Source organism: Streptomyces phyllanthi, from assembly GCF_009377205.1.
GTDB lineage: Bacteria > Actinomycetota > Actinomycetes > Streptomycetales > Streptomycetaceae > Streptomyces > Streptomyces phyllanthi.
In genome coordinates, this window is the sequence record NZ_VJZE01000002.1 from 13197 (window position 1) to 34827 (window position 21631).

A 21631-nucleotide genomic window follows, 5' to 3' on the forward strand; every position below is an offset into this window, starting at 1 on the left:
CAGGCGCGGCGTCATGCAAGAACGTGCCGACCTGCCCATCGTGCCCTGTCCCCTCCCTGCTTTCTCGCTCACGGAGTCACGTGCTCATCCCATTCTCCGAATCCCCGATGTCCCGTATCAGACACAATTCGTGTTCTTCCATCGTTCTGGCTCACGCGCAGGAGCCGTACCGCAACATCGACATCCAGGTCCTCCAGACTCCGCATGCGGACGTGGCTGACACGGGCCTTGTCACATGAGAGGCACCGTCGCGACCGACGCGATACGCAGCCGTCGCCTGTTGATGGGCTATTTCGCCGGGCTCGGCGTGGTGATGGCCGTCTGGGGCGCCAGGATGCCAGCCGTCCAGCAGGCTGCGGAACTGAGCACTGCAGCTCTCGCGCTGGTGCTGCTCGCCGCCGCCATCGGCATGGTGCTTGGGCTTCAGGTCGGCGGACGTCTCGCCCAACCCTCCCGACACCCCATACTGCTGACCAGCGGCACCGTCGGCCTCGCTGTCGCTCTCGCAGCTCTGGGTCTGTGCCGCAGCCAGGGCATCCTCCTCGTCGGGGCGCTCGTCTTCGGCGCCGCACACGGTGTCCTGGACGTGGCTGCCAACTCGGCGGCCGTACGCTGCCAAGACGCCTACGGGCGCCCGATCATGGCCGCCTTCCACGCCGCCTACAGCCTCGGTGCCCTGGCTGGCGCCTCTCTCGCCGCCGCTACCGCCCATACCTCGCACACCTCGCTGTTCGCCATAGTCGGCGCCGTAGCCGTGGGCGGAGCCCTAGCCGCAGCTCCGGGGTCCCGGTGTCTGGGAGTGCGCACCCTCGCCCCCCGCCACACCCCTTCCTTGCACCACGTCGACGATCAAAGCGGCTTGCCCCGGCCAAGGTTGTGGTTGCTGGGCGCGCTGGCGGCCTCGTGCCTGCTCGGAGAGGGAGCCGCCGCTGACTGGGCAGCAGTCCACCTGCACAGCCTCGATGCCTCGGCGGCGACGAGCGCGGCGGCGTTCGCCCTCTACAGCGCGGCCATGGCCGGCGGGCGGCTCGCCGGCGACCGACTCACCGCTCGCTTCGGCGCCGCAGCCGTCGTGCGCACCGGCGCTGTCCTGGCCGCGACCGGCCTCACCATGGGCCTAGTCCTCCCCGGCGTTGAGCCAGCGCTGCTCGGTTGGGCTGCGTTCGGACTGGGCTTGTCCGTCACCGTCCCGTCCCTGATCACGGCCGCAGGAACTGGCGGTCCGCGAGCAGTCGCCACCGTCGCGGTCACCGGCTACCTCGGCCTGCTCGCGGGTCCCGCCCTGGTCGGCGCCCTCGCCAGCATCACCACCCTGCCCACCTCGCTGCTGCTGCCCGCCCTCCTCGCAGCCGCCGTCGCCGCCCTGTCCCACCAAGCCTTGGAGAACTCCACCCCTTGACCGTCAAAGCCCTTCACTCAACCGGCCTGGAAGCAGCGATCGTTGACTACAACGGCGTACTGGGCCTGCAACCTACGACAGACATGTGGGCCCGCCTCGCTAACCTCGCCGGGTGGCCCGACGGACACCTCGACTCCTTCCAGCACGCCTTCTGGCAGGCCCGCGAGGCGTACGACGCCGGGGCACTGAGCGATCTGGCCTTCTGGGCGCAGGTTCTCGGCAGCCATCCCGGCCCCCGGCTGTTGCGTGAGCTGCGCGCGGTCGACACCGCCATGTGGACCCGGATCGACGCCCGCGTGCTGGCCATCCTGTACCGCGCCCACCGAACGGGCCTGCCAATGGTGCTGCTGTCCAACGCGCCCCACGCCTTGAGCAACGTCCTCGACGCCACCAACTGGCGGCGCAAGCTGATGACCGAGGCGCTCTACTCGGCCCGTCTCGGCCTGTGCAAGCCCGATCCCGCCATCTATGAACACGCCCTGGCAGCCACCGGCTCCACCGATCCCACACGCGTCCTGTTCATCGACGACCGCGCGGACAACTGCCACGCTGCCGCCCGCCTGGGCCTACGCACGTTGCACTACATCGGCCAACCCGCCGACCTGGAACAGCACCTGCTGCCGACTCGCCCGGCCAGCGTCTCCCGTCCGGCACCACCGTCTCCGCCGCGTGCCGCGGTGCCCCTCGCCGGCTCGCGCAGCCGCCGATGAACGGTCCGTTCGATCGCTCCCGGACCGCCATGCCCGCTCGTCCCCCGTCAGACGCCGAGCTCCCTGACGGGGACATCCTCGTATCCCCCCGCTACCTCGCTTGCTCCACGGCCATCGGCGACCCCGCGCTCCAGCCCATGCTCGACCTGGGCTGGGAACTCCGCCACGACGACCTTGGAAATGCCTACGTCTCCTCCCCGGACCAGCGCATCCGCGTCGGATACATGCCCGAAGGCGAGGACAACGCCCTCTGGCGGATCACCGCGTACCAGGATGTCTTCGCCTCTCCACGCTGGGCCTGCACCTTCAGCGACATGGCCCCGACAGAGTTCGTAACCGCCGTCACCACGGTCCTGGCGAAGGTGCACACCGACGGCCCCGAGCACTACTTGCGTAACTACCCGTGGCAGACCTACAAATCCGTCGCCCCTTTGGTCTCCGCAAACTGGTCCCGACAAGCGGCGCTCCAGCAGGTCTCTTTCACCGCGCCCGACAACCTCGCTGGCCTCGTCTACGACCGGCGAGCACTCGGCCACGAGCGCGAACTGACCACGAACGACACCCGTTGGTACCTCTGGGGCGGACCGAAGGGGTACTACCGCTGGTACGGCACCTTCTCCACCCACACCCCCGCCCACATCGTCACCGCGGCCACCACCGCCGTGGTCGATCCCACCCCCGTCGCCCGCTGGAACGCCGAGGTCTACGGACCACTGCGGGCACACGCGGAGATCACCCCGATCGCACCGCGGCCCGCACCAACCCCGACCCCCCTCGACATACATCGCGCCCACGTCGCGCACGCCCGCACCATCCCGAACGCCGCCAGCACGCTGCGCTGGTCCACAACCAGCCCACCGCGCCGAAGATCACCCGCGCCGCCCGAGCAGCGGATCCGAACACGCTGACCGGCCGTTCCTCTCGCTGGGACCGCTGCTTCGCGGTCAGGCCGCTGACGAACAACGCCCCGCTAATCCAGCGGGGCGTTGTCGTCTGTCGCCGGACTGACGCCAGCCCGCGTCCGGAGGGGTTGAGAAATCTGTGCACGAACCAGTTCCCCGGCCGGTGCACCGAAACCCTCACGGCCCGGGCCTGGCCACCGGCGTGGGAGACCACCGTCCCATGCACCACAAGAAAGGGAACGAAGCCCCGGCGCATCGGATGATTGAGAAAAGCGGAAGACTTGGCACATGGACGCAGGACTCGCCGCGCTGCTGGGCGCCGCTGTCGGCTCCGTCGCCACTCTTGGTGCCGCGATCGTGAGCGGCCGGGCACAGGCACGGGCACAGCATGATCACTGGCGCCGTCAGCACCGCCGCGACGCATACGCCAACTACCTCAGTGCTCTCCATGATCGCGACATCGCTATGGACGCAATCCTCGACGCATTACGTTCGGACGACCCCGACCTACCTGACGTCGACGAGAAGATGCGCCGCTTCGTCACCCTGGCCCGCGAGGTCCACCGCGCCGCCGAAGTCGTCATCCTCGAAGGGCCGGATTCCATCGCGCAAGTCGCCTCGCGAGTCACCCACGCCTCCAGCAACCTCTCCCGAGTTATGCGGCGGATGGCCGAGAACGCTCACGCGGGAGACACCACCCGCAAAGCCGAGGACACCGCACTTGCCGCTGAACGCGAGCACATCCTCTACCGAGCAGTCAAGGACTTCCGCCTCGCAGCCCGCAGTGTCATCGGCAATACGAAGTGACACAACCAACCCTGACCGGCATGGCCACGGGAAGGCTGAGGCAAGCCTCGACCTCATCGACGGCTGCCACGGCTGCCTTGCCGACACCGGACTCACGCGCACACACCGCCCGACGAACCTCGAAGAGATCAGTAGCCAACTCGCAGTTCGCCTACAGCAGACTCCAACAGCCTCTCTCCCAGTGGAAGTCACGGCCCACTCCAAGTCAAAGTCGACCCCTTCCGAGAAACCCCACGTCGCAAAGGGAGTCGCCGATGAACACGGCCCCGTCCCAAACGGGCTTCACCACCACCATCGAGGAGCTGCGGATCCTCGAGTGACTGATCAGAGGCGGCCAATTCCGGAGGACGGTCGCGTCTATGTGGGCTGGTTTCCCACCGGACGTCCGGACGCGGACCGCGAGGCTTGGGTGATCGCGGTGAGCGGCACCGCATCACAGGCCAGCTGGTCTACCTCCTTCACGTCCGAGACGCCGACCGAACTCATCGTTTCCTTCATCGGCACGCTCATCGCCACGCCCAGCCGCCCCGCCGCATAACTGGGCTCATAGCCCTCAGCAGTCGTTCCACCAGGAAGGGGAGACGATGTCCGCTACTCCAACCAGTCGGGTCGAAACCGTCCAGGATCTCATCGAGCTGCTCTCGAGCTGCGCCCCAAACGCAGCACCTCGTCTGGCTACGTGCCCGAACTTCCCGTTCGCACACTTCATGGGTGGTATCACCCAGGGTGTGGACGAAGACGGCCACCTCGCCGTCTTCCTCGGCGAATCCGGACAGCAGGGCTATCTGCCTCATAACGTCGCCGTCTCGCTGGGGTGGGCACCTTCGCCCACCCCGCCCACGCGGCGCCGACGCACCGTACGGGCGACACGGCTGCGCTAGGCGACGCTCTCCGCACCGCGTCGCATGGCCCGAAGGAGGCCCTACCTGTCCCCCGCACCCATGGACCGCTCGCCGGACTCCCCCTCATTCGGCGAGTCCGGCGGCGAGCACGCACCAAGACCTGTCCGGTACCGGGTCTCCCCGCGATACCTCGCCGGGAACGACGGCGAACTGGCCGAACAGGTACGCAGGACACTGATCGGCAACCAGTGGACCTGCTGGACCACACGCCACCAAGAACTACATCTCTTCGACGCGGAACAGCTCCGCCTGGCGGAACATCTCCCGCTCACACCGCAGCTCCTTCTGGACGACGACCCCGTCGTGTGGCAGTTCTCCGCACGCGTCCACCGTGAGGCGCTGCCCTCGTGGAACACCTACTTCACGGCGAACACGCCACACGAGCTGGTCACGGCATTCGCTACCGCGCTCGCCACAGAGCCCGACGTCACCACCCCTACCGGGTGCTACGAAGCACGATCAGCCCTGGGTCCGCTCAGCCGTGCCGGATGGGCTCCCGATCCGACGGATCCCGCACGCACGTACTACGCGCCACAGCTCCTGGCGTGCGTCACCTTCCGCCGGCTCCCACCCGAGATCGAGGACAGCAACCCACTGCCCTCAGCCCCCGGCTGGCTGGCCTGGGCAGAACCCCCGGACGGAGCTCTGCGACAGTGGGCGGCAGCCTTCAGCCCGTCCACCCCTGCCTCCCTGGTCACCCGGTTCTGTTCCGCGCTTGCCGACCCCACGCCCGTATGCCGTGTCAGGCTGCCGCCCGGGACAAGCGAGCACTTGACGGTCTCGCTGTAACAGGGCCGCATCTCCGCACCGTTTAGGGGCCGCGCCACGAAGGGCTTGCTCAGCGGAGCCACCCTTGCCCCGCACGTCAGCGGATCGCCGGGTCACGGATCTGCCGTGGCCCGGCCTCGGGTTGTCCGTCCTTGGTTACGCGGTAGGTCGACCAGGGTGCCGCCCCGGTCGGCCTGTGTCGAAGCGACAGCAGGCAGAGGCCAGGACCTGCCGCTCCTTCGTGCGCCATTCGATCAGTCGAGGTCGCCCGTCTCTACGAGATGGTCCATGAACGCGGCGGCGATCCGGGGGCGTGTCGCGTCCGGAACGGGAGCATCGGGCAATTCGGCCTCCAGGCCCCACTCCGTGTTGAACATGACAGGCGCGCCTTGTGGCACCACGTCGGTCCTGAGCCACACGGCGAACCTGGCTGCCGAGCCGATGGTGCAGTCCTTGACGGACACGCCTTCGGGCGACAGGAGGGCCATGCCCTCCAGTTGTTCGTCGTCCAGAGTGATGCCGAAGTGCATCGAGGAGCCGCTGACCGGCCCGTCGGAGCCGTCGTCGACACGGATGAATTCGTCCGGGTTCCGCTCTCGCAGCTTGGCTTCCAGCCCCTCATACGTCAGGGCCCAGCTCTGCCCGTCCGGCGGGGTGAAGACGTACATGGTGCGGAGTTCTGCGATCTCTTCCGGTTCCATCGTGGCGTGGTGCTTCCTGTGCGCTGGAATGGGGGCGGCGGTCAGGGAACGTAGCGGGCGTGGCCTTTGACGCCGTAGGCGGCCATCATGATGCGCCAGTACTGGACTGATTCCTGGTTGTTCGTGACGGTTTCGACGCCTCGCATCTCGGTGTTCCGCGGGTCGTTGAGTGCGGCAGCGTACTTCTTGAGCTCGTCGCGGTCCGACCGGTAGAGGAAGTCCTTCTTCCCCGACTCGTGGTTCTCACGGAGCTCTTCGAGGGAGCGGTAGCAGCGCTGGTCCGGCTTGTTGACGTACTTCGCCTCGATCGCCATGCCGTCGCTGTCGCGGAATCCATCCACCATCAGGGTGCTGTTCGCACTGTGCCCGGGCGGGATGGGGACTTCGTACTCGGGATAGCCGGCCACGCGCTTCTGGTAGGCCACCTCGGCCGGCCTGCCGCCCGAGACGTCGCCCTGACGCAGGGAGTTCAACCAGGTCTGGAAGTTCTTCTGCTCGCCAGGTGCGAGAGGGGGAAAGCGGGGGTCGGGTGGTGCGGCCGGAGGTATCGGCTGGACACGCGGGCCCTTGGCTGGCCGGTAGGCGACCGGTACCAGGGTCGGAACGCGGATGAGAGGGGCCAGGAACGGAGGCAGGCCGGGTATGAGGCTGCCGTTGTCCGGCTGCGGCATCTTCACCTTGGATTTGGAGCTGTCCAGCGCGTGCGGGATCTTGCCGAGCGCGGCGATCCGCATGTCGCCCGCGATGAGCTCGTGCAGACCGCCGTCGTGGCCGTCCCCTCCGAATCTCGGCTGCTCCCAGGGCAGGAGGAACTCGCCGGTGATCGGATTCGCGTCCATGGGCAGCCGCCGTTTGGCTGTTTCGACGTGATCGGCGTAGGCGTCGCAGGCGTTGGCGATCATCTTGCAGGCGGTGGGCAGGTTCGCCATCAGGGTCTCGTCCTCGCCCACCTCGCCGGGCGGCGGATTCTTGCCGACGAACCTCCTGAAGAACCCCTCGACAGCGCCGGCGGTCTCACCGACCTGGCCAAGGTTGGCGGTCTTCCAGGCAGTGTCAGAATCCCAGTAGGCGTCTTCGAGGATCTTGGCCGCGCTCCGCCAGGTCTTGGCCACGGCACGGAGCTTGTCCGGCTGCCCGAGGAAGCGCTCGTTGAAGAGGTACTGGTCAAGACCGCTGGTCTCGCCGACGACCTCGGGAAGGTCTTCCGCGTTGTGGCTGGCACGCGGTGTGCAGTCAGGACCTGATGGCTGTGAACCGATTCCCGGACCTTGCGGACTCTCCCCAAGGAGCTCTGCCGCGATCTTGCTTTCCTGCTTCAGGAATTCTTCGGACGACTTCAGCAGCGCGCCCGCGCCACTTGCCATCACCTGATGGGCGAAGCCGGCCTTGTCGAAGACCGTTGCCACAGCTTCCTTGTACACAGTGGCGAAGGCCCGCCCCGCCGCGCCGTCACCTGCCATGCCACCGTTCTCACTGAGCTCCGTGAAGAGCAGACTCAACATGTCGAAGATCAGGTCACGCAGCCGCACCATGGACCAGGACGCGTTGACGAAGTTCGCGGTCTGATGCTGAAGATCCAACGTTCCTCCCCCATGGAGCCCTGACACACGCTCAGGGAACCGTACACGGTTGCGAATGGACATCATGAGGAGGCTGATGAGTCCCGCGGCACGTGATTCGCTTAATTGTCAAGAGCTGTGGACCTGTGACTGGTGATAAGCGCTTGTCCGGCGGAGCAGCACGCCCCAGGGACGGAGCCGTGAGGATCTCGAACCACTGCGGCAGGCCAGCCGCTAGCCTCCCGGTGTGATCTCCGCATTTCGCGGCACGGCCGAGGTCGCGTCCGGGCTGCTGTCTTCGCCGATGCTGGCCGAACGCTGGGAGCAGCCGAGCGCGCTGGCTCAGTTCCAGGTCAGCGGTCTCGCCGGGCATCTTGCCCGAGCGGTCTTCACCGTCGAGCGTTGGCTGGCCGAGCTGCCACCGGCGTGCGGGACATCGATGCTGTCGCCTATTTCCTGTCTGGCACTGGTCCGGCGCCGCAGTTTGAGGATGCGGTGCCACGCCGGATCCGTGAGCTGGGCGAGCAGGAGGCGGCCGGTGGGCCTGCCGCCCTGGCCGAGGAGAGGCCCGCGCCGCAGCCCGCTGCACCACCATGGGACTCGGCCACGTCATCGGCCGGTGACCCCCTCGGCGATGTACTCCTCGATGCGCCTGCGCACCGGCGACTCGTCTCCGTACCGGTCGCCAAGGGCGCGGAGGAACCTCAGTCCCTCCTCGCCGTCCGGTTCGAAGTCGGCAAACGCCTCGACGTCTTCGTAGTCCCCGAGGTCCCCCTCGAGACCGACCTCGGGAATGTCGTCGAGACCGCCGATCAGGGCGTGGACGACGTTGGCCGCGAACGGGGAGGCGCCCACCTGCTCGACAGCGAAACCAACCAGGTCTCCCCTCGACAGCGTGAGGTCCCTGTCCCAGTTCTCCTCGGAGAAGTCTTCCCAGTACGCGTTGAGGCCCGGCCGTATCTCCCCGACGGTTCGGCTTCCCTGGCCGCTCGAGATGCCGCCGCCATCGAAGTCGTAGGACACTCCGAGGAAGCCACGGTTCAGCCGGACCTCCTCGTCGCCCACGGGGATGACCACCCAGTCGCCGTCGACCGTGGCGGCAAGGTGCGGAATGCTGTTGATGTCGAGGAGCAGCGGTGTCAGGTCGTCGTGTCTGCGGATGAAGTCCTCGTCCACTCGTGGTCGTCCCAGTCCTCTCCGTAGAGGTCCTCCCAGGTGTTGTTCCCGGGGCTGGAGGTGAAGCGGACGGCGTCCGCCACGGTGTGCGGGGCGGAGGTGGTGATGTCCACGGCAGCGGTGGGCGGGAAGGTGAGCAGGTCCGGGACCGCGGCGAGGGCGAGGGCCAGCGGATCGCTCCCCGGCTCCGGGGTGCCGAGCACGGTCACCGCATCCTCGGCAGCCCCCTGGTCCCTCAGCAGTTGAAGCACCCCGTCACGCAGACACAGCGCGTACTCCGCCTCCTCGCCCTCGACGGGTGACACCGAGACCGTCAGGAACGACTCGAGCGGCATGGTGGAGACCGCGTGCCGCCAGCCCTTCCCGAACAGGGCGGGCCCGTCGTAGGTGGCCACGAGCCTGTAGGCGTCGTCGTCCTCCCCCAGGACCTGCGGCGGTTGCACGGGGAGGATCCCTGGCCGGGGACCGGCGTAGTGCCGGATGATCAGTTCGCGGGGGTCCGGTCTGGCACTCGCGTAGAAGGCGAGGGCGTGCCCTCGTACGAGCAACCGGTCGTTCCAGCGCAGTTCCGCGGGATCCCGGTCGTACACGGTTGCCAGAAGGAACTGCCGTGCCCGGCGGGCGTTGAGGTGCTGCACGGGTGGCCAGGACACGTTCGCGTCCACCCGCAGCGGCGGGAGAGCATCCCCGTCCCCGCTTCCATGCCGTCCTCGTGCTCGAAGCAGTGGTCCGACTCGTCGATGTCCCCCTGGTCCTCATGGTCCTCCTGCGACCGGTCAAGAACGGTCTGCACCGGGTGGGGGTTGGGGAACACCGACACCAGCGAAGCCGATCTGAAGCGGGCGCTGAAGAGCTTGGTGCTTGGCCGCTCGAAGCGGTCCACGGGGCGGGCCAGCAGGCGGCCGTCCGCCGTCCGGTAGAAGGCCACGTTGACGTCCTTCTCCAGCCATTCGTCGAGTTCGTAGGTCGAGCCCAGGTCACCTTCCGGGGTGATCTCAGCTGTCTCGAACAGGGCCTCAGCCTCGCTCCAGTCGACCGGCTCCAGGCCCTCCACGGCCGCGGCCGCCGCACGGATCCGCTCGTTCTGTTGTTCGAAGACCGAGTCGGGGATGGTGACACCGACGGCGTAGCAGCCGTCACCGACGACTCGCCAGGCTGATGTGAGTTCGTAGGAGGCGTCCAGGAGCACGTCCTCGGCGGCGTTGCAGACGAGGGCGTCGAGCTCCGAGTCCTCCACCGGCTCCGATGCCTCCCCTGGACCCCTGCCGGAAGGCAGCGGCACGCGGAACACCTGAATGGTGTCCCCGTTGCCGGGCTGCTCCGACATCACCACGATCGAGTAGGTGCCGGAGTTCCGGTCGCGCTCGACGCGGGCGTATGGGGAGCTGATGATGTCTTCGAGGTGCATGGGGTCTTCTTTCTTGTCGGGCGTCCTCGGGCGGGGCGGACCGGGGCGGACGGCGCTCCTCTTCCGCACCCGCAGATAGGGCTGGACGCGCCTTCGCACCGGATCGGCCGAGGCGGGCCTTCCCCGCGGCCAGCGGCCCCCGCAGTCGGGGCAGGCATACAGTGACGGCTCCGGATCCACCTCGTGGACGATGACGTGCAGGACCCGGTTCGGCTCCAGTGACGCGGCACAGTGCGGACATCGCGGGGGTGGGGCCATGACGGCGCTCCTCAGGTTCTCTGGCCGGCGGCGGAGGACGTGGACGGCCCAGGTGCGGGCACGACGGTGGCGGAATAGGGCTCGAGGCGGCCTCCAGTACGCTGTTCCCACGCCCGTCGGCGATCGTCGAGGTGCTCCACGCGATAGGCGAGCCTGCTACTCCGCTGAGCGACCTCCCCGGGGGGTCACCCGGCCGATGTGGCATTGCCGCAGCCACCTGACGGGGTCGAAGCGCTGGTTCGTGCCGGTGAGGGCGTCGGCCAGGTCGAAGGCAAGGATGCGCCGGGCGCGCTCGTCGACGTCGCTGTCGGCAATGGCGGCGGCGAGTGTTTCGTAGTCTCCACGGTTCATGGGCGTGGCTCCTTCAGGGGTGCGAGGTCGTCGTACTGGCGTGTGCGCCTGATCGTTGGGGTTGCTTACGCGGCAGGCGGCCGGGAGAACCGGTGGGACGGTGGCATGAGGACGGCGGCGTGCCAGGCGGTGATGACCGTGTCGTGGGCCGCGTCGACGCAGGCCAGCAGTCGCCACGAGGCCGGTGACCAGGCGAACACGGCGTCCTGGCCGAACCGTCGGCCCAGAGTGCAGGCTTGGGCGTCGTCCATTCCGACGACGGCTGCGCTGATTTCCGCGTGGGTACCGGCCGGGTCACCTCCGACGGCCGGCCACCACTGCAGGCGGCGAAGACCGATGCTGTGCAGCAACTCGTGCTGCGCCCGGAGGTTGGCCTGTGTCGAGGCCTTGCGTCCGCGGGGATTGAAGGCGGTGACAATGTGGATCGTGCCCGCACCGTCGAGCGGGTATGGCAGTCTCGACACGCCGCCGTCGAAGGGACCCGCGGTGACGCGGACGCTGTGCGCGGGGAAGGCGATGTCCACGACGGCGCGCAGATAGTGCGGCCACTGGGCGGGCTTGGCGGAACGATAAACGGCAGGCACAGGAGTCTCCTTCGGAAGGGGACCCCCTTACCTGCCGGCAGGGAGATCTGTTCGCCCGCTGACGCGGGAAGGTGGCAAACCAGCAGGTGACGCCACCTGCTGGCGGGATGTTGCCACACGGCTGCGTTGAAAGTCCAGTGGTTGTCCAAGCAGGTACACAGAGCGCGAAGCCGAGTGCTGGCGCCCAGGACCAGGGGCACCAGATGGGCGCCGGTGATCGCCCGCCAGCGGGCCTGGGCGGACTCGACGAGCTTGAACACCATCGCTGCCCCAACCCGCCACCCGCCCTATCGTCCGGGGCTACAAGTAGATGCCCTTGAATGTCCCGTCGAAGCCCAGGGACTGGACGACCGACTCGGCACTGGAGTGATACTCAACCGCCGGTCCCCTCTTGGTCTCCTCAAACCAGGCTGGCGTGAGTTCAGGTTCGCGCCACTCATGTCCGCAACGGCAGCGGACATGCACGACACGCTGCGACAAGAGGATCAGCCAGTCCTCGCGGGCACCACAGTCTTGGCAGATCACCGTGATGCCTGTAATCACCAACGGATCCCGATGGGGGAACGCTTGGCCGACGATCTCGTCCGGCGAAGGAACACGGAGACTCTCGGGAACCCACATACTCTCGGCGGCCTCAGCAGCCGACTGTTCCTTCTCGGCCTCACCGCCGCCGCTGTGCCGGTTCACAGCGCTCACCCCATATCTCTCTGCAGATGAACGCCATAATCCGAGCCGAACCATCCGCAGGTCTACTCTCGAACCGCTTTGCATAGAGAAGTTTTCATCCTGACTTCGCAGGTCACGGGGCTGGTGTGCGCCTGCGGTGATGTACTCGCGCCGGTCAGGGGTGTGATCTTCTTCGGGAGATCGTCTGTCACCGGTGGATTTCGGTGTTCGCGAGGACGAGCAGGGCCCGCAGGAGGGTGGTGGTGTGCCAGGCGTTCATGCGGATCTTGGTCAGGAAGCGCCAGGGCTTCAGGTTCGCGAATCCGTGCTCGACGGCAGCGCGTTCGCGGTTGAGCAGGCGGTTCGCTTCCTTCTCCGCAGCGGTGAGGCGGTGGTTGCGGGTGGCCTTGCGGCCGGTGATGACCACCGGGTCATCGGGCTCGTCGTCCAGGCCGACGAAGCCGAGGTTGGCCAGGGCTCCGAGCCCTGCCTCACGCACATGGCTGGTGATCTTGTTGTGGCGGGCCGCGGTGATCTCGCTGGAGCGGCCGGGCTTGGCCGCGGAGATCCAGATCAGGTTGCCCTTCTCGTCGGTCAGCGCGAGAAACAGCAGGCCATGGGCTTTGTGCTTGCCGGAGAAGTTCTTCCGGTTGTCCGTCCCGGTGCGACGGCGCGTACGGACGAGGGTGCCGTCCAGCAGGACCACGACTCCGCCGCTGCGGGCGATCTTCTTCAGCGCCCGGTCCAGTCGCGGGGCGCGGGCGGACAGCAGGGTGAGGACTTCCAGCACCCAGCGGCGCAGGAGGCGGAGACGTGGTTGCCGCCGGCCATGTCGGCCAGGCGCTGGTCGTGGCGGAGTACGTCGAGCACGACAACCGCCTGGGCGCCCGGGGTGAGCTTGCGCCACCGGGTGCCCAGCTGGTTGCGTCGGCGGCGTATCAGGCCGGCGACGAGATCGATGGTCCGCTTCGACAGCGGGAGGCGGACCTGGTAGACAAATTCCTGAGGGCCTTCGGCGGGCTGGTTTTTCGTCACAGATTCACCAACTCCCGCTGGGAGCCGTCTTGTTACGGTCGGAATCGGCCAGCCCGCCACTGCCCTGACCGGTCAGCGCGTCAGATAGCGTCCCGCCCCGGTCCGCGAGATCCAGCCCCGGTCGGCGAGCTTGCGCAGCTGCCCGCGGACCGGCTCCACCTTCGCCGGTGTCGTGTCCCTGCCCAGTGCGACCGCGACGTCCTTGGCCATCACCGGACCGTCCGAACTGACCACGATCTCCATGATCCGCCGGTACTCCGGGGTGAGGACCTCCACCCCCATGCCCTCGACACGGTCCGGCACCAGCCGCATCCCACCCGCACCCGGACCAGCCACCACCGGCTCCGGCTCGATGATGCCGGACGGCTGCCGCCCGCCGTCGGTCGCCTCGGCCCACTGCCCGAAGACGACCTCGGCGGCCTCCAGCCGAGCCACCTCCACCTCGATCCCCGCCAGTTCCTTGCGCAGCAGTTCAGCCCGCTCGGCCAGGTGCATCCGCCGCTCGACCGTCCACGTCAGCACGTCCACGATGCAGATCCCTCCCGCGCAGAAGCTACGCGGCAAGCCGAGGCCCGCACCCGGGAAGCGCAGAAGACGCCCCTGACGGACGATCACGTGCTACCGATCTCCGCTCTGACCAGCACGAGCACCCCATCGAGACGGCACGCCAGCCCCGCTGACCAGCAGGAATCAGGGTGACAGGGCCTCAGTGGGCCACCCCGACCTCGCGTGACGACTGACAGGTCGCGAGACCTCCGAGGCGCGCGCATACTGGGGGTACGGAAGGACGTTGTCGCGGGGTGGGCCGTAGGCGACCGGGGGCTTTGTCACAAATCGCGAAGGACAGGTTCTCCATGTCCTGGAATCACAATGTGCCCAGTGCCGGTCAGGTGAAGGCCGCGGCAGGCACCAGCCCGACGAGCTGGTACACGGCCAACGACGACGTGCAGCACATCGCTTATGTGGGTACCGATCAGGCGATCCACGAGGCCTTCTTCCGGTTCGCGCCGGGAGGGTTCCGCTGGGAGCACAACATCCCCAGCACCGGACAGATCAACGCCGCGAGCCGCACGAGCCCCACGAGTTGGTACACGGCCAACGACGACGTGCAGCACATCGCCTATGTAGGCACGGATCAGCAGATCCACGAGGCCTTCTTCCGGTTCGCGCCGGGAGGGTTCCGCTGGGAGCACAACATCCCCAGCGCCGGACACGTGAAGGTGGCGGCAGGCACCAGCCCGACCAGCTGGGTCACTCCAGCGGACAACGTGCAGCACATCGCCTACGTCGGTGCCGACCAGCAGATCCACGAGGCCTTCTTCCGGTTCACGCCGGGAGGGTTCCGCTGGGAGCACAACATCCCCAGCGCCGGACACGTGAAGGTGGCGGCAGGCACGAGCCCCACGAGCTGGTACACGGCCAACGACGACGTGCAGCACATCGCTTATGTGGGTACCGATCAGCAGATCCACGAGGCCTTCTTTCGGTTCGCGCCGGGAGGGTTCCGCTGGGAGCACAACATCCCCAGCGCCGGACAGGAAAAGGCCGCGGCAGGCACCAGCCCGACCAGCTGGGTCACGCGTTCCGACAACGTGCAGCACATCGCGTACATCGGCCTGGACCAGCAGATCCACGAGGCCTTCTTTCAGTTCGCGCCGGGAGGGTTCCGCTGGGAGCACAACATCCCCAGCGCCGAACACGTGAAGGTGGCGGCGGGCACCAGCCCCACCAGCTGGGTCACGCGTTCCGACAACGTGCAGCACATCGCCTACGTCGGTACCGACCACCAGATCCAGGAAGCCTTCTTCAGACTGCCGGGCGAGGACCTCAGCCTCGACTACTTCACGTTCGCGGGTGACATCTCGGCGGCGAATCGTGAGAAGTTGATAGACCGACACAAATTCGCGCTGTCGCGCGTCTCAGGGTGCAACAACCTGTCGCCGGAAGAGCGACGGCGTCTGCGCCAGACGTACAACCGGCCCATCTACCACACGACCCTCAACAACCCGAATGCGAACGGGAGTGCGCGCGTCGGCGGCTCGCAGCTGAACGTCAACTTCGGGGTTCTCTTCCCGCAGGGCGACGAGGAAATCTCCCAAACGCTCATCCACGAGATGATGCACTGCGCGGGCTTCACTCACCCCACACGGCGCGACCCTCCCCCGGGAAGCAGCTGCGCCGAACCCAACCCCGTCGTCTTCGACTGCCCCAACGACAATGGCATGTACTACGGCACGCCTCCCCTTCGGGCGGAGTTCTGCATCGCTGGCGATCAAAGTGACGTGATCTCCAGGCTGGAGAGCAAGGCCGGCGAGGAGAGTTGCGTGATCGATGAGGACGGTGTGGCCACGATTCACACCACGATCTGACGTCGTGAGCACGGGTCTTGGACAAGGTCGCTTCCATGGCCGTCAGACGGTTACCCCTCGTCAGACAGCACAGAACACGTTCGTACCCATGGGCGGCCCCTGCCCGGCTCCTGGATCTCGGATCGTGTCTGTATGGGGCACATCGAACCCAGCCTCGTCCTGATCGGGATATCGGCGGGCCGGACCTCGGTCTCGGGCGCCCGGCCACCGCGATAGTGGGCGAGGGTGGAGAAAGCCAGCCGTCCGCTGCGGAGAAGGAAGCGAACCGCCTGCTCAACCGCGAACGCGCTGCCGTCGAGCACGGATTCGCGAACCTGAAGTCCTGGCGCTTCCTGACCAAGATCCGCATGAACGTCTGGCACACCACCACCCTCCTGCGGGCCCTGCTCGTCCTCGCGAACACCGAAATCCACCGGTGACAGACGATCTCCCGAAGAAGATCACACCCCTGACCGGCGCGAGTACATCACCGCAGGCGCACACCAGCCCCGTGACCTGCGAAGTCAGGATGAAAACTTCTCATAGACGGTTGCCACTGCCCGGCAAGCAGGCCAGCCAGGGATAGTGCGCCTGTGTTTCTCCCATCTCGCTGTGCGCCCGCCACCGTTCAGCGTCCTGGCATCTCCGCCGGTCGGGACGCCGCGGCAGAATGACCGGATACAGCGGTTGCCTTCGTACGGCCTGTAGCCGATTGGTCAGCGGGAGGCGGCGCGGGCAGGTTTGCCATGCGCCGCATGCGCCATACCAGGACGTCGCTGACGGACGTCGCGGTGTTCAACTCTCTTCCCGCGGCTGCTTCTTGGAGAAGAGTCATGCTGTCGCGTCCTGCGCGCTCGGCTTCATCAAGGGTCGCTGCAAGGGCATACCAGCCGGGCTCCTGCAGGATGGACTCGGCCACCTCTGGCAGCGCCGCATTGACAGCCCGGGCGTGCCGGGTCTGGGCAGTCCTCGCGAGGCGACGTCCCCTGTCCCGCAGTGTGGACATCGGTGTCGCCGCCGTCGTGCGATAAGCAGCACGCAGATGGGCGGCTGCTTGACGGGCTGCAGCCGCTTGTTGGGCGTGATGGTGCTGGGCGTGCCAGCGCGCGACCGCGATGGTCAGGAAGACGAGGGTGTCCAGAACCATGGCAGTCGCCGCGCCGTCCTCGCCTCGGCCAAGTGCGGGACCGGCGAAGATCAGTTCGCGAGCGGCGTGACGCAGGGCACGGGCCTCGCGGTGCTGAGCGCGGATGTGGGAACGCCCAGCTCGTTCGTACGTTGCTGCTGCCGCTCGCAGATCGGCGCGCGTGGTCACGGCGGAGGTCTTGGCGAGGGCATCGAGGATCTCGCCCGCCGCTGCGATCTGGGCAGCTGCGGCGCCGTCGTCGCCCTGGTCGACGACCCCGATCGCGTCCCAGGCGACGGACGCTGCGTTACGCCGAGCGTGGGACGGGGCTGCGGACGCAGTGTGCGCCACTCCCTCATCATCGTGGCCCGTCCCGGGTGTCGTTGCTCGTGGCCCCTCCGTGAGGCGTGCGCGGATGCGCGGGAGGGATAGATCGGGAGCGAGCCTCGAGCCCGAGTACCAGATCGGTTCACCGTCTTTGTTCCGGTCTCCGGGGAGTGCCACGTTGTAGCCGAGCAAATCCCCGGAGGGGGCGACGCGAGGTTTCACCAACAGGCCATACGCCGTGAGCCGGTCGAAGAACTCCGCCTCGGATACGGCGCCGGCGACAGCGCGCCGTACGGTCTCGCGCAGTTCCTCCCGTGGAGTCTGGGTACGGCCATGGCGTTCTGCCTTGTAGCGTTCGGCGCTCGTGGGGCGCTGGGCTGCGGTGCCGTCGCCCGCGTTGACCCGGGTGAGGCCGTAGTCGGCTTCGATAAGGCGGCATTCAGCCTGGGCTCGCTTCCCGGAACGGAAGTCGTCGGGGCGTCCTCCGTCCTCGCGGACGAGCGTGGCGATGATGTGAATGTGGTCGTCAGCGTGACGCACAGCGGCCCATCGGCAGCCGACGTCGCCGCCGCCCGGGTCGATGCCGGTGGCAGCAACGATGCGGCGAGCGATGTCGGCCCAGTCGTCGTCGGTCAGGTTGCGGTCCCCGGGGTCCGCGCGTACGGAGCAGTGCCAGACGTGCTTCTTGGGGCGGCGATGCTCGGCGAGGGCTTGAACAGGCTGGTCGAGGAGGAGTTGGAGCTCTTTCAGGGTTGCCTTGGGGTCGCGGCCGGGGTCGGGGGCAAGGCCGTCGAAGGAAGCGACCAGGTGGGGGTCGATGTGCTCTTCGCGCTTTCCGGGACCGTAGAGATACGAGAGCAAGCCGATGGTCCGGCTGCCTGGGTCGTGGACCTTGGGAATCATGCGGGTGGTGTCGTCTGCTGGTCGAGGAGGCGAGTCGCTGCTTGTCCGACGCGGTCGGCGGCCGTGCGCACGGCACGGATGGCGGCGTCGATATGTGGAGCGTCGCCTCCGGAGTTGAGGATCTTGGCTACCTGATTGAGGTTGCTGCCCGCCCAGCCGAGTTGGCGGCGAGCGGCGAAGAGTTCAGTGATCACTTCGCGCTCGGAGGCGACCTCGGCAGCGGTGCGCTCAAGGTCGTGGGCGGCGGAAAGCGCAGCGCGCGCTAGGAAGCCGGCGACGGAGAGGCCGCACGCTGCGGCAGCAGCCCTCACAGTGGCGAACTCTTCTTCGTTGAAACGCGTGTTGGGCTGGTGCCGGCGCTTGCGCTCGGCACTCTGGCGAGGACGTTGACGAGAACGTCGTGGGGGCTCAGTCGTCTGCTGACGGCTCAAGTCATCACGTCGAGCGTTCCCCCCGTCTGGCTGCGGTCCGCCCCCGGTAGCAGCCTCTCCGACCTGCGCCCTCTGGTGCAGGTCAGGTCTCGGCGCCCCTGCGTCGAGGTCGGCGGAAGCTACGCTTCCGCCCCAACTTGCTCTGCTCTGGATCGAGTTGGACGTCTCTGACATGCCGGGGTGGTTCGGGGTTGCGTTCGCCTCTCTCACAGGGTTACGTCCGTGGCGTCTCGGAGTTGCTGCTGGAAATCTGCCACCAGTTCAAGGACCTCGTGCGGACCCTGGAGGAAGCGGATCGGCGTGCGCGGGCAGATCTGGGCAAGCCAGCTGCCGTTTGAAGCCTCGGCGGCCACGTGCAGCAGGTTGTAGCGGAGTAGAACGTCCATCCAGGCTCGGGCTTCGGTGTCGGTGATACGGCGTGTGTGCACGGTTGACTCCACAGCGGTGTCGGACTCCGGTGGGTACGCGGGTGCGGTGCGTGCCCACCGGAGCTGCGATCGGGTTGCGTGGGGTTAGGCAGTCGGTTTCATGGTCTGCCGTTCCTGCTTCAGGCGCTGGAGGATCGGTCCGAGACGTTCGTTGCTGACCTGCACCTTGTCCGAAGGCTCCTTGACCGCGTTGTTGTGCCGATCCAGTGCTGCGCGGAGCAGGGTCCGCTTCAGGACCGGTTCGTTCTTGACGATGTCTCGCACGGCCGCGAGCAGAGCCTCGAACTCGTCGTCCTTCTCGGGCTCCCGGTCTTTGTCCGGTCCGCGGTCCGCGGTCTCATGCGGACCGGTCCGCGGGTCTTCCTCATCCGGTTCGCGCTCCACAGGCCTTTCTCGCTTCCGGACGGTCCGCTCGCTATCGGTCCGCTGGTCCGCACTATCTAGGCCAACAGCAGGGTGGTGACCTTCTCGGCCCGCTGATCGCTGCGGACCGATCCGCTGGTTGCCTTCCTCCGATCCGCGGTCCGCAGTTCGTGGTCCGGATCGATCGAGGTGACCACGGGCTGTGTTATCCGATTCCGTCGGCTTGTCCAGCGGAAGTCCGGTCCGCTGGGCACCGTCGTTCGTCCCAGTGTCGGAGGGCATGGGAGGCTGTGACACCCCGTCGGTCCAACGCGGTCGTTCCAGTACCTGAGGCCCGGTCCGCCGCTGCGGAGCGCTTCTGCGGACGGTCTGCAGACCGTCTCCCGAGCCGTCCGCCGTGGCGGACCGGTCCGCACTGTCGGTCGCGAAGCTGTGGACCGGCTCCAGCTCCGGTCCGCTATCAGCGCCCTCGTCAGGACCGGGGCGCGGGCCGATCCGCGCCCCGATGAGCGCCTGGTCCGCCGTGGACCGGTCCGCAAGTTCGGTCAGCGGGCTGCGGACCGGTCCCGACCCGTCTCCCCGGTGTGCGGACCAGTGCGAGAGTTCGGTCCGCTGGTCCGGACGAGGATGGCGGGCAATGAGGATGTAGAGGTGGACGGCGCCAGCGAGGGCAAGCGGGGCGATGGTGGACAGCAGGCCGACGGTGGCGTCGCCCAGTCGCAGTCCGCTCGCCGTCGTCTGATCGAGCTGGTTGAGCCGTATTGCGTGCAGTGCGTTGGCCCAGATGCTTGCGGCGGTGGCGGTGCCGAACAGGGTCCACACATACAAGCGAGCGCGCAGGGGTGCAGTACGGGTGAGGATGAGGGCGCGTACGCCGTAGGCGATGAAACCGTCGATGACGGCGGGGAAAAGGTAGGTGAGCAGGCCTCGGACGTGGATGGCGACGGCCATCTGCTGCAGAGCGTCGTACGACAGGGCGCAGCCGGCGCCGCCGAGGGTGACGATCGCCGCGCGGTCCCACGCGCCGAGGGCGGTGCTGGTGGAGGCGACCGTCATCAGGCGGCAGCCTTCAGGTTCCTGGGGTCCTGAGATGCGCCGTTCTCAGGGACGGACACGGTGGTGGTCGGCGGAGCCGGGTTGAGTCGCTCGTGCAGCTTGGCATACGCCCTGTCTGCGGCGCGCTGCTCGGCCTCCGAGAGCAGGTCGGCGGCGTGTGTGAGGCTCTTGCCGAGAATTCGGGCGACCTCCGTGTACGGCACCTGCGCGGCGTAGGCGGCGTCGAGGTATGCCAGCCGGTCAGACTTGTTCTTGAATTCGGTGGGCGTACCGTCGAGGGCGGTCTGCACGAGGGCAGCGTCGACAGGCGCCTCGACGGCCCGGCGGCGGTCCTTGCGCGCGTCGCGCAGCAGTTGCTTGGCATACTTGAGGGTGACGCGCAGAATGGCGGCGAACTCGTCGGCAGTCAGGTGCTTCTCCAGAGCCATGTGCGCGAGGTCCTCGCGTTCGGCGGCACTGAGGTGGACGTTTCGTCCACCGAGCGCGGCTTCGACGCGCGCCCGGTCACGCCGGTAGCGCAGCCCGATGTGCAGGGGGAGGCGTTCCTCGCGGGTGAGTCCGCCGCGGATGCCGTGCCGGGCGTCGGTCTCCAGGGCGTTGTCGAGGCAGATGCGCCGTACGGGGCACCAGCTGCATATCTCCTTGGCTTCGCGGATCTCCTCGAAGTCGCTGGGGTTGGGGAAGAACAGGCGGTCGGCGAGGTCGGGGTCCGTGTTGCGGCACGCGGTCCGGTCGTGCCACGTGTAGTCACCGATGCTGGCGAACTCGGGGGCGGGGGGCTGGGTGTGGTGCATCGGGATCTCCGATCATCCCTGTGCGCAGGTCAGCGCAGGGGCGAGTGAGGTCGTTCTGGAAGCTGGGGGTGCGGCGCGGAGCTCAGGCGGTGCGGTTACGGCGGCGGTCGGGCCCGTTGAAAGTGACCTGTTCGGCCATGCCGGCGATGCGGGAGGCGACGCGGTCACCAAGCTTCATGCGCAGGTCGCCGACGGTGAGGTTGCTGGTCATCACGGTCGGCAGCTCGAAGTTGTAGCGGTGGTTGATGAGCCGGTAGGTGAGCTCTTCGGTCCACTCCGTGGCACGGGCGGCGCCGAGGTCGTCGAGGACGAGCAGCGGCGTGCGCATCAGGTGGCGCAGCATCCACTCGGGGTCGGTGCCGGGGCGGGGGCGCATGTCGGCGTACAGGTCGGCGGCAGTGACCGCCTGCCAGTGAACGCCTGTCCCACCGCCGAGCAGCGACCGGATCGCTCCGTACGCCTGCCGGGTCTTCCCCGTGCCGGTGGGGCCGATCAGCAGCAGTGATGGTCCTGTAGCCACTTGCCGTCGGGCTCCCGTACTGGGGGCGGTGGCTTGCTGGGCGACGGCTCGGCACCAGGTCGCGACTCGTGGGTGGTCCGCGACCGCGTGGCGGAAGCGCGTCGGGATC

General features: G+C 67.6%; 25 protein-coding genes and 1 pseudogene. 9 read left to right on the plus strand and 17 right to left on the minus strand.

Annotated features, from left to right (window positions below; genetic code table 11):
• The first annotated feature begins 235 nt into the window (after window positions 1-235).
• The 7 genes from FNH04_RS00510 to FNH04_RS00540 all read left to right on the plus strand — a co-directional run bounded on the left by FNH04_RS00510 (window position 236) and on the right by FNH04_RS00540 (window position 5509).
• Window positions 236-1399, plus strand: a complete 1164-nt coding sequence (locus FNH04_RS00510; protein ID WP_152779181.1) for an MFS transporter — start codon at window positions 236-238, stop codon at window positions 1397-1399.
• Window positions 1396-2109 carry an HAD family hydrolase gene (locus tag FNH04_RS00515; protein WP_228030923.1) on the plus strand — a complete coding sequence of 238 codons (714 nt, stop codon included), beginning with the start codon at window positions 1396-1398 and terminating at the stop codon, window positions 2107-2109. Before FNH04_RS00510 ends, FNH04_RS00515 begins: the two co-directional genes overlap by 4 nt.
• A gap of 29 nt (window positions 2110-2138) precedes the next feature.
• Window positions 2139-3017 carry a DUF317 domain-containing protein gene (locus FNH04_RS00520; RefSeq protein WP_194236488.1) on the plus strand — a complete coding sequence of 293 codons (879 nt, stop codon included), beginning with the start codon at window positions 2139-2141 and terminating at the stop codon, window positions 3015-3017.
• A 282-nt stretch (window positions 3018-3299) separates the two neighbouring features.
• Window positions 3300-3818 (plus strand): proline dehydrogenase, encoded by a 519-nt coding sequence (locus tag FNH04_RS00525; RefSeq protein ID WP_152779183.1) that lies wholly within the window; start codon window positions 3300-3302, stop codon window positions 3816-3818.
• 316 nt (window positions 3819-4134) lie between these two features.
• Window positions 4135-4356: a DUF317 domain-containing protein gene (locus FNH04_RS49230; protein ID WP_386573460.1), complete on the plus strand. Its 222-nt coding sequence runs from the start codon at window positions 4135-4137 to the stop codon at window positions 4354-4356.
• Window positions 4357-4525: 169 nt separating this feature from the next.
• Window positions 4526-4699, plus strand: a complete 174-nt coding sequence (locus FNH04_RS47135; RefSeq protein ID WP_228030924.1) for a hypothetical protein — start codon at window positions 4526-4528, stop codon at window positions 4697-4699.
• A 60-nt stretch (window positions 4700-4759) separates the two neighbouring features.
• Window positions 4760-5509, plus strand: a complete 750-nt coding sequence (locus tag FNH04_RS00540; protein ID WP_194236490.1) for a DUF317 domain-containing protein — start codon at window positions 4760-4762, stop codon at window positions 5507-5509.
• 233 nt (window positions 5510-5742) lie between these two features.
• On the opposite strand, the gene FNH04_RS00545 is transcribed toward FNH04_RS00540, so the two are convergent.
• The 11 genes from FNH04_RS00545 to FNH04_RS00590 all read right to left on the minus strand — a co-directional run bounded on the left by FNH04_RS00545 (window position 5743) and on the right by FNH04_RS00590 (window position 13754).
• On the minus strand, window positions 5743-6189 hold the full coding sequence (locus tag FNH04_RS00545; RefSeq protein ID WP_152779187.1) for a hypothetical protein: 447 nt from the start codon (window positions 6187-6189) through the stop codon (window positions 5743-5745).
• A gap of 41 nt (window positions 6190-6230) precedes the next feature.
• The gene (locus tag FNH04_RS47140; RefSeq protein WP_228030925.1) at window positions 6231-7721 is read right to left on the minus strand and encodes a restriction endonuclease fold toxin-2 domain-containing protein; all 1491 of its coding nucleotides are present in this window, start codon (window positions 7719-7721) and stop codon (window positions 6231-6233) included.
• A gap of 636 nt (window positions 7722-8357) precedes the next feature.
• Window positions 8358-8924, minus strand: coding sequence for a hypothetical protein (locus tag FNH04_RS00555; protein ID WP_152779188.1), 567 nt, complete (start codon window positions 8922-8924; stop codon window positions 8358-8360).
• Complete coding sequence (locus FNH04_RS00560) at window positions 8888-9367, minus strand: hypothetical protein (protein WP_194236491.1); 480 nt, start codon at window positions 9365-9367, stop codon at window positions 8888-8890. The genes FNH04_RS00555 and FNH04_RS00560 overlap by 37 nt, the downstream gene beginning before the upstream one ends.
• A 41-nt stretch (window positions 9368-9408) precedes the next feature.
• On the minus strand, window positions 9409-10332 hold the full coding sequence (locus FNH04_RS00565) for a hypothetical protein (protein WP_152779190.1): 924 nt from the start codon (window positions 10330-10332) through the stop codon (window positions 9409-9411).
• A gap of 414 nt (window positions 10333-10746) precedes the next feature.
• The gene (locus tag FNH04_RS00570) at window positions 10747-10941 is read right to left on the minus strand and encodes a hypothetical protein (protein WP_152779191.1); all 195 of its coding nucleotides are present in this window, start codon (window positions 10939-10941) and stop codon (window positions 10747-10749) included.
• 65 nt (window positions 10942-11006) lie between these two features.
• Window positions 11007-11525 carry a DUF3293 domain-containing protein gene (locus FNH04_RS00575; RefSeq protein WP_152779192.1) on the minus strand — a complete coding sequence of 173 codons (519 nt, stop codon included), beginning with the start codon at window positions 11523-11525 and terminating at the stop codon, window positions 11007-11009.
• Between the two features lie 300 nt (window positions 11526-11825).
• On the minus strand, window positions 11826-12221 hold the full coding sequence (locus tag FNH04_RS00580) for a hypothetical protein (protein WP_152779193.1): 396 nt from the start codon (window positions 12219-12221) through the stop codon (window positions 11826-11828).
• Window positions 12222-12399: 178 nt separating this feature from the next.
• A complete protein-coding gene (locus FNH04_RS00585) occupies window positions 12400-12981 on the minus strand; it encodes a transposase family protein (protein ID WP_322722200.1) in 582 nt (193 codons plus the stop codon).
• Window positions 12924-13226 carry a hypothetical protein gene (locus FNH04_RS47145; RefSeq protein ID WP_228030926.1) on the minus strand — a complete coding sequence of 101 codons (303 nt, stop codon included), beginning with the start codon at window positions 13224-13226 and terminating at the stop codon, window positions 12924-12926. Before FNH04_RS47145 ends, FNH04_RS00585 begins: the two co-directional genes overlap by 58 nt.
• Window positions 13227-13298: 72 nt before the next feature.
• Window positions 13299-13754: a hypothetical protein gene (locus FNH04_RS00590; protein ID WP_152779194.1), complete on the minus strand. Its 456-nt coding sequence runs from the start codon at window positions 13752-13754 to the stop codon at window positions 13299-13301.
• Window positions 13755-14116: 362 nt separating this feature from the next.
• Between FNH04_RS00590 and FNH04_RS00595 the strand changes: the two genes are divergently transcribed.
• Together FNH04_RS00595 and FNH04_RS00605 are read left to right on the plus strand one after the other, a co-directional pair.
• Complete coding sequence (locus FNH04_RS00595; RefSeq protein WP_228030927.1) at window positions 14117-15595, plus strand: hypothetical protein; 1479 nt, start codon at window positions 14117-14119, stop codon at window positions 15593-15595.
• Between the two features lie 215 nt (window positions 15596-15810).
• Entirely contained in the window at window positions 15811-16014 is a 204-nt protein-coding gene (locus FNH04_RS00605) for a hypothetical protein (RefSeq protein WP_194236492.1), read from the plus strand.
• Window positions 16015-16202: 188 nt separating this feature from the next.
• Here the strand turns inward: FNH04_RS00605 and FNH04_RS00610 are convergent, their stop codons facing one another.
• The 6 genes and pseudogenes from FNH04_RS00610 to FNH04_RS00635 all read right to left on the minus strand — a co-directional run bounded on the left by FNH04_RS00610 (window position 16203) and on the right by FNH04_RS00635 (window position 21522).
• The gene (locus FNH04_RS00610) at window positions 16203-17930 is read right to left on the minus strand and encodes a relaxase/mobilization nuclease domain-containing protein (protein WP_152779196.1); all 1728 of its coding nucleotides are present in this window, start codon (window positions 17928-17930) and stop codon (window positions 16203-16205) included.
• Window positions 17927-18535 carry a plasmid mobilization protein gene (locus tag FNH04_RS49235; protein WP_152779197.1) on the minus strand — a complete coding sequence of 203 codons (609 nt, stop codon included), beginning with the start codon at window positions 18533-18535 and terminating at the stop codon, window positions 17927-17929. Before FNH04_RS49235 ends, FNH04_RS00610 begins: the two co-directional genes overlap by 4 nt.
• 32 nt (window positions 18536-18567) lie before the next feature.
• Window positions 18568-18789, minus strand: a complete 222-nt coding sequence (locus FNH04_RS00620) for a hypothetical protein (RefSeq protein WP_322722203.1) — start codon at window positions 18787-18789, stop codon at window positions 18568-18570.
• Between the two features lie 983 nt (window positions 18790-19772).
• A pseudogene (locus FNH04_RS49240) lies at window positions 19773-20208 on the minus strand (DUF2637 domain-containing protein); the annotation flags it as partial.
• Window positions 20208-21002: a WhiB family transcriptional regulator gene (locus FNH04_RS00630; protein WP_152779198.1), complete on the minus strand. Its 795-nt coding sequence runs from the start codon at window positions 21000-21002 to the stop codon at window positions 20208-20210. The gene FNH04_RS00630 and the pseudogene FNH04_RS49240, both read right to left, overlap by 1 nt.
• Window positions 21003-21084: 82 nt before the next feature.
• Window positions 21085-21522, minus strand: coding sequence for an ATP-binding protein (locus FNH04_RS00635; protein WP_322722206.1), 438 nt, complete (start codon window positions 21520-21522; stop codon window positions 21085-21087).
• Window positions 21523-21631: the final 109 nt, after the last annotated feature.

Excerpts from the sequence above, each read along its gene's own strand:
- FNH04_RS00570 (WP_152779191.1), bottom strand. The coding sequence starts at position 10,941 with ATGAACCGTGGAGACTACGAAACACTCGCCGCCGCCATTGCCGACAGC.
- FNH04_RS00525 (WP_152779183.1), top strand. The coding sequence starts at position 3,300 with ATGGACGCAGGACTCGCCGCGCTGCTGGGCGCCGCTGTCGGCTCCGTC.
- FNH04_RS00610 (WP_152779196.1), bottom strand. The coding sequence starts at position 17,930 with ATGATTCCCAAGGTCCACGACCCAGGCAGCCGGACCATCGGCTTGCTC.
- FNH04_RS00630 (WP_152779198.1), bottom strand. The coding sequence starts at position 21,002 with ATGCACCACACCCAGCCCCCCGCCCCCGAGTTCGCCAGCATCGGTGAC.
- FNH04_RS47135 (WP_228030924.1), top strand. The coding sequence starts at position 4,526 with ATGGGTGGTATCACCCAGGGTGTGGACGAAGACGGCCACCTCGCCGTC.
- FNH04_RS00565 (WP_152779190.1), bottom strand. The coding sequence starts at position 10,332 with ATGCACCTCGAAGACATCATCAGCTCCCCATACGCCCGCGTCGAGCGC.
- FNH04_RS47140 (WP_228030925.1), bottom strand. The coding sequence starts at position 7,721 with ATGGTGCGGCTGCGTGACCTGATCTTCGACATGTTGAGTCTGCTCTTC.
- FNH04_RS49235 (WP_152779197.1), bottom strand. The coding sequence starts at position 18,535 with ATGTCAGAGACGTCCAACTCGATCCAGAGCAGAGCAAGTTGGGGCGGA.
- FNH04_RS00540 (WP_194236490.1), top strand. The coding sequence starts at position 4,760 with ATGGACCGCTCGCCGGACTCCCCCTCATTCGGCGAGTCCGGCGGCGAG.
- FNH04_RS00520 (WP_194236488.1), top strand. The coding sequence starts at position 2,139 with ATGCCCGCTCGTCCCCCGTCAGACGCCGAGCTCCCTGACGGGGACATC.
- FNH04_RS00510 (WP_152779181.1), top strand. The coding sequence starts at position 236 with ATGAGAGGCACCGTCGCGACCGACGCGATACGCAGCCGTCGCCTGTTG.
- FNH04_RS00545 (WP_152779187.1), bottom strand. The coding sequence starts at position 6,189 with ATGGAACCGGAAGAGATCGCAGAACTCCGCACCATGTACGTCTTCACC.